This is a genomic window from Variovorax sp. YR752 (genome assembly GCF_943372545.1).
This window is the reverse complement of the sequence record NZ_CALRZC010000332.1, coordinates 1-6,726: the sequence shown is the minus strand read 5'-3', so window position 1 is coordinate 6,726 and position 6,726 is coordinate 1. Positions and strand designations below refer to the sequence as shown.

The window sequence follows — 6,726 nt, the reverse complement described above, 5'->3', positions numbered from 1 at the left end:
AGCGCCGCCCCCCGCGGGCGCTGCCAGGTGGCGGCGCAAGGGCCGCCCGGCTTCGTCAGAGCCGTTCGATGATGGTCACGTTGGCCATGCCGCCGCCTTCGCACATCGTCTGCAGGCCGTAGCGCTTGCCGCGCTGGCCCAGGGCATTCACCAGCGTGGTCATCAGCTTGGTGCCCGAGGCGCCCAGCGGGTGGCCCAGCGCAATGGCGCCGCCGTTCACGTTGATGCGGGCCGGGTCGGCGCCCAGCGCCTTCAGCCAGGCGATGGGCACGGGCGCGAAGGCTTCGTTGACTTCGTACAGGTCGATGTCCTCGATCTTCATGCCGGCCTTTTGCAGCGCGCGCTGCGTGGCGGGCAGCGGGGCCTCGAGCATGATGACCGGGTCGTGGCCCAGAACGCTCATGTGATGGATGCGCGCCAGCGGCTTCACGCCCAGCGTCTTCAGGCCGCGCTCGTTCACGACCATGAGGCCGCTGGCGCCGTCGCAGATCTGGCTGGCGGTGGCCGCCGTGCAACGGCCGCCTTCGGCGATGAGCTTGACGCCGGCGATGCTCTCCAGCGTGGCGTCGTAGCGGATGCCTTCGTCGGTGGTGTGCAGCTCGCCGGTCTCGGTGCCGTCGGCCATGCGCACGGCCACGGGCACGATCTCGCGCTCGAAGTGGCCGGCCTGGGTGGCGGCGATGGCGCGGTGGTGGCTTTCGAGCGCGTAGCGGTCGAGCGCATCTTTCTCGATGCCGTAGTTGCGGGCGATCATCTCGGCGCCCGTGAACTGGCTGAACTGGATGCCGGGGTAGCGCTTTTCCATGCCGGGGCTCACGTAGAAGCCCAGGTTGTTCTTCAGCGGCAGCGTGGTGGGCAGGCCCATGGGCACGCGGCTCATGCTTTCGACGCCGGCGGCGATCACGATGTCCATCGTGCCCGACATCACGGCCTGCGCCGCGAAGTGCAGCGCCTGCTGCGACGAGCCGCACTGGCGGTCGACCGAGGTGGCGGGCACCGACTCGGGCAGGCGCGAGGCCAGCACCGCGTTGCGCGCAATGTTCGAGGCCTGCTCGCCGGCCTGGCCGACGCAGCCCATGATGACGTCTTCGATCAGCGCAGGGTCGGCGTCGGTGCGCGCCACGAGCGCGTTGAGCACCTGTGCGGCCAGGTCGGCCGGGTGCCATCCGGCGAGGCGGCCGTTGCGGCGGCCTCCGGCGGTGCGCGCGGCGGCGACGATATAGGCTTCGGGCATGTGAAATCTCCGGTGATGGGTTCGGTTCGACAGTCCAGCGCATTGTTGGCGCCGCGCCGCCGCACAGCGTCGTCGGAACCGACGATTTTGGGCGGCGGCCTTTGTGGCTCAGGCCTTGGCCAACCGCTTGGCCATGCTCCAGCGGTGCACTTCCGATGGGCCGTCATAGATCCGAAAGGCCCGCATGTCGCGGAAGATGCGCGCGGCCACGGTCTCGTCCGACACGCCGCTGGCGCCGAGGATCTGCACCGAGCGGTCGACCACGCGCCATTCGGCCTCCGAGCACAGCACCTTGGCCACGCTCGACTCGTGCCGGCCCTTGCCGCCCTGGTCGAGCACCCACGCGCAGTGCCAGATCGTCAGGCGCGAGACGTGCAGGTCCATGTCGTTGTCGGCCAGCATGAAGCCCACGCCCTCGTGCTCCACCAGCGCATGGCCGAAGGCCTGGCGGCGGCGGGCGTAGTCGGTGGCGAGTTCGTGCACGCGGCGCGCGGCGCCGAGCCAGCGCATGCAGTGCGTGAGGCGCGCGGGCGCGAGCCGCACCTGCGCGTAGCGAAAGCCCTCGCCGATCGCGCCCAGCACGTCGGCGGCGGGCACGCGCAGGCCGTCGAAACGGACCACGCCGTGGCCGCCGGTGAAGCAGCTGTCGAGCGCGTCGATCTGCCGCTCGATCACGATCTCGGGCTGGTTCATGTCGGCCAGGAACATGGTCGACGAACCGTCTTCCATGCGCGCCATGATGATCGCGAAGCCCGCGCCGGTGGCGCCGGTGATGAACCACTTGCGCCCGGTGATCACGTAATGGTCGCCGTCGCGCACGGCCACGGTCTGCATCATCGACGGGTCGGAGCCGGCGCCGGGCGGCGGCTCGGTCATGCAGAAGCAGGAGCGCACGTGGCCGTCGATGAGCGGCTGCAGCCAGCGCGCCTTCTGCGCCGGCGTGGCCACCACTTCCATCAGGTGCACGTTGCCTTCGTCGGGCGCGTGGATGTTGAGCGCCACCGGGCCGAGCGGCGAGTAGCCCGCCTCCTCGAACACGATGGCCTTGTCGACGTGCGACAGGCCGAGCCCGCCGTGTTCCTTCGACGCATGCGGCGTGAGCAGGCCGGCGCGGCGCGCGCGCGCCACGAGCTCGTCGCGCAGCGCCTCGGCGGGGCCGTGCGAATCCTGCCGGGGGTCGGATTCGAGCGGCATCACCTCCTCGGCGATGAAGCGGCGCGTTCGTTCCTGCAGGTCGAGCTGGGCCGGGGTGAGGCTGAAGTCCATGGTGGGACGCTCCTTCTTTCTCTCAGTGGATTCAAAAACGGATTGAAGACAATGCGGCGCATGGTGCCGATGCGGGCGCGGGTTTCGAGTCGTGAGCGGGACAAGGCCGCCGGATTCGTCCGTTCCGACGATGCCCCGGCACGGCCTGCGCCCAACACTGACACGCCATGAACACCCCTGCATCTGACGCCGACATCCTGTTGCTCACCCGCCCGCAGAACGGCTGCGCCTGCCTCACGCTGAACCGTCCGCAAGCCATGAACGCCCTGTCGCTCGCGCTGCGGCGCGCCCTGGTGCGCACGCTCGACACGCTCGCGCAGGACGACAGCGTGCGCGTGCTCATCGTCACCGGCGCGGGCCGCGCCTTCTGCGCCGGCCTCGACCTGCGCGAGATCGACCCCGGCGCCATCACCGGCGACGCCGGCACCGACGTCGCCACCGCGCTCGCGAACTTTCCGCGCCCGGTGATCGGCGCCGTGAACGGCGCGGCCCTCACGGGCGGCCTCGAGGTCGCACTGGCCTGCGACCTGCTGATCGCCTCGAGCGAGGCACGCTTTGCCGACACCCACGCGCGCATCGGCGTGATTCCGGGCTGGGGGCTGTCGCAGCGGCTGTCGCGGCTCATCGGCATCGCGCGTGCGAAGGAGATGGCCTTCAGCGGCAACTTCGTCGGCGCCGAGCAGGCCGAGCGCTGGGGGCTGGTCAACCGCGTGACGACGCCCGAACAGCTGATGCCCGAGGCGCTCGCACTGGCCGCCGACATCGCGAGCGCGCTGCCCGAGATGCTGCCGGTCTACAAACGCCTGATCGACGACGGCCATGCGCGCAGCTTTGCCGAAGGCATGGCGCTGGAGCAGGCCGCCACGCGCGAGTGGGCCGCGTCGCTCACGCCCGAGGTGCTGCGCGCGCGGCGCGAGGCGGTGCAGGCGCGGGGGCGTGCGCAGAAGGGCTGACGACAGCCCTTCTTTTCCCTGGCGTCAGCGAGGCGCCATCCGGATCGCGCCGTCCAGCCGCACGCTCTCGCCATTGAAGTAGCCGTTGGTGATCATCAGCTCGGCCAGCGTCGCGTACTCGGCCGGGTTGCCCAGGCGCTTGGGAAAAGGCACCGAGGCGGCCAGTGCGGCCTTCACGTTGTCGGGTGCGCCCTGCAGCAGCGGCGTGTTGAAGATGCCCGGCAGGATGGTGTTCACGCGGATGCCCTCGCCCATGAGGTCGCGCGCAATGGGCAGCGTCATGCCGACGATGCCGGCCTTCGAGGCGGTGTAGGCGGCCTGGCCCATCTGGCCGTCTTGCGCCGCGACCGAGGCGGTGTTGACGATGGCGCCGCGCTCGCCGTCTTCCAGCGTGTCGAGCGTGAGCATGCCGGCCGCCGACTTGGCGATGCAGCGGAAGGTGCCCACGAGGTTGATCTGGATGATGCGGTCGAAGTTGGCGAGCGGAAAGTGCTTGATCTCGCCCGAGGCCTTGTCGCGGCTCGCGGTCTTCACCGCGTTGCCGGTGCCGGCGCAGTTGACCAGCACGCGCTCCTGGCCGTGCGCGGCGCGGGCCTTGGCAAAGGCCGCGTCGACCTGCTCCTCGGAGGTCACGTCGACCTTGCAGAACACGCCGCCCAGTTCCTTGGCGAGGGCCTCGCCCTGTTCCACGTTGAGGTCGAACAGCGCGACCTTCACGCCGTGGCTGGCCAGGCGGCGTGCGGTGGCGGCCCCGAGGCCCGAGGCGCCGCCCGTGACGACGGCGGCAATGCTGGAATCGAGTTGCATCTCTTGTTGTCCTTGGATAGAGAGAGAAAGGAAGAAAGAAAACCGAAACGCCTGCCGTTCAGACCGGGTAGTAGCGCAGCTTCTGCGCTGCCATCTCGCGCATGCGCGCCGTGGGCACATACGGCGCGCCGAGCGCCGCATGCTTGTCGCACAGCGCCACCACGCGGTCCAGCCCGAGCCAGTCGGCGTACTTGAGCGCGCCGCCCGCGTAGGCCGGAAAGCCCACGCCGAGCAGCAGCGCCATGTCGAGCTCGGCCGGCGTGGCGACCACGCCGTCTTCGAGCGCGTGCGCGGCCTCGACGACCATCGGCAGCATCATGCGTTCGACGATCTCCGCATCGGCGAAGTCGCGCCGGCCCTGCGGCTGCAGCGTGGCGACCAATGCATGCGCCTCGGGCGCGGCCGACTTGCGCGGTCGGCCCGTGGGGTCGTTCTCGTAACGGTAGAAACCGGCGCCGTTCTTCTGGCCGTAGCGCTTGTTCGCCACCATGAGCTTCACGGCGTTGCGCGCCAGGGCCGGCATGCGCTGCGGGTAGCCCACGGCGATCACGTCGCCCACGTGCGCGCCCACGTCCATGCCCACCACGTCCTGCAGGTAGGCCGGGCCCATGGGCCAGCCGAAGGCTTCCATCGCGCGGTCGACGGCCTCGAAGTCGGCGCCATCGGCCACCAGCTGCACGAAGGCGTTGATGTACGGCGTGAGGATGCGGTTGACCAGGAAGCCCGGGCAGTCCTTCACCACGATGGGCGTCTTGCCCATGGCCACGGCATAGCCCACGGCGGTGGACACGGCCGCGTTGCTCGTCTTCGCACCCTGGATCACTTCCACCAGCTGCATCACCGGCACGGGGTTGAAGAAGTGCATGCCGACAAAGTCTTCAGGCCGTGCGAGCGGCTGGGCAATGTCGTCGATGCGCAGGCTCGAGGTGTTCGAGGCGATCACGGTGCCGGGTTTCACGCTGCCTTCCAGTGCGGCCAGCACCTTGCGCTTGATCTCGAGGTTCTCGACCACGGCCTCGACCACGCAGTCCACGCTGTCGAAACCGACCTCGTCCAGCTGCGGCACGATCGACGCTTGAATGGCATCGGCCTTGGCCTGCGCGAGCCGGCCGTTCTTCACCTGCTTGGCGAGCTGCTTGCCAGCCTCGGCCATGCCCAGATCGAGCTGCGGCTGCGCGATGTCTTTCATGCGCACCGGCGTGCCGCGCAGTGCGCTGGTGTAGGCGATGCCGCCACCCATGATGCCGGCGCCGAGCACGGCCGCCTGCTTCACCGGACGGCCTTCGCGCGCATGGCGCTTGTAGAGTTTCTTGAGCGCCTGGTCGTTGAGAAAGGCCTGCACCAGCGAGGCCGCAGCCTGCGTCTTCGCGACGCGGCCGAAGGCGGCCGACTCGAGGTCGAGCGCGCCCGCGCGGTCGTGGCCTGCGGCCTCGGCCATCATCTCGAGCGCGATGAGGGCTGCGGGCTGGTGCTTGCCGCTGCGCGCCGCCACCTGCGTGCGCGCCGTCTCGACCAGCGCGCCCGCCTCCTGGGCCGACAGCGCCAGCGGCGCGCGCTTGCGTTGCTGCGCGGCCTGCCAGTCGACCTCGCCGCGCACCGCACGCTGCAGCAGCGCGAGCGCACGGTCGCGCAGGGCCTCGGGCGCGGCGACCTCGTCGGTCACGCCCGCGGCCAGCGCGGCCGGCGCCTTGGCCGGCTTGCCGCTCGCCACCCAGTCGATGGCCGTGGCCAGGCCCGCCAGGCGCGACAGCCGCACCGTGCCGCCGAAGCCGGGGAACAGGCCCAGCTTCACCTCGGGCACGCCGACCTGGGCCGTGTCGGCCATCACGCGCAGCGGCGCGAGCATCGCCAGCTCCAGCCCGCCGCCGAGCGCGAAGCCGTTGATGGCGACCACGCTGGGCACGGCCAGGTCCTCGAAGGCGTTGAACAGTTCGTTGCTGGCGCGCACGCCGCGCGCAATGTCGGCCTCGGCCTGCTGGAAGGTGGCGCCGAACTCGGTGATGTCGGCGCCGACGATGAACACGTCTTTCGCGCTCGTCACGAGCACGCCGCGCACATCCGGCGAGGTCGCGATGCGCTCGGTGGCCTGGCGGAACTCGTCGACGGTGCGCGCGTCGAGCTTGTTGATGGCCTCGCCGCGCCGGTCGAAGCGCAGCTCCACCAGCCCGTCCTGCAACGGCAGGACTTCGATACTTTCGCCTTGGAACAAAGGGGGTCTCCTCGCGGCCAGCGACGCGCCAGCCTGTGGGAAAAAGTTTAGGGACGCGCCCTGCCCGCAGGCATCGTCCGAAGCGACGATTACAGGTGGCCGCGCGCCTGCAGGTAGTCGCGCACCGCCTCGGCGGCGGGGTCGCCGACCACTGAAAACTCGTCGGTGAAGAAGATCGGCGAAGCGGCCAGGTCGATGAAGCGGCGCTCGTCCGCGAGCAGCTCGGCGCTCGCGCGGCGGGCTTCTTCGCGCCGTGC

General features: G+C 70.2%; 5 protein-coding genes. 1 reads left to right on the top strand and 4 read right to left on the bottom strand.

Translation table 11 applies throughout. The features are described from left to right. Window positions 1–55: 55 nt before the first annotated feature. A complete protein-coding gene (locus tag AAG801_RS39180) occupies window positions 56–1,234 on the bottom strand; it encodes an acetyl-CoA C-acetyltransferase (RefSeq protein ID WP_341893279.1) in 1,179 nt (392 codons plus the stop codon). A gap of 108 nt (window positions 1,235–1,342) precedes the next feature. Then, entirely contained in the window at window positions 1,343–2,500 is a 1,158-nt protein-coding gene (locus AAG801_RS39175; protein ID WP_341893278.1) for an acyl-CoA dehydrogenase family protein, read from the bottom strand. A gap of 167 nt (window positions 2,501–2,667) precedes the next feature. On the opposite strand from AAG801_RS39175, the gene AAG801_RS39170 reads away from it, so the two are divergent. Next, window positions 2,668–3,453 carry an enoyl-CoA hydratase gene (locus AAG801_RS39170; protein ID WP_341893277.1) on the top strand — a complete coding sequence of 262 codons (786 nt, stop codon included), beginning with the start codon at window positions 2,668–2,670 and terminating at the stop codon, window positions 3,451–3,453. Between the two features lie 24 nt (window positions 3,454–3,477). On the opposite strand, the gene AAG801_RS39165 is transcribed toward AAG801_RS39170, so the two are convergent. Both AAG801_RS39165 and fadB read right to left on the bottom strand, forming a co-directional pair. Further along, window positions 3,478–4,260 (bottom strand): SDR family NAD(P)-dependent oxidoreductase, encoded by a 783-nt coding sequence (locus AAG801_RS39165; RefSeq protein ID WP_341893276.1) that lies wholly within the window; start codon window positions 4,258–4,260, stop codon window positions 3,478–3,480. 58 nt (window positions 4,261–4,318) lie between these two features. Continuing rightward, on the bottom strand, window positions 4,319–6,469 hold the full coding sequence (fadB, locus tag AAG801_RS39160) for a fatty acid oxidation complex subunit alpha FadB (protein WP_341893275.1): 2,151 nt from the start codon (window positions 6,467–6,469) through the stop codon (window positions 4,319–4,321). Window positions 6,470–6,726: the final 257 nt, after the last annotated feature.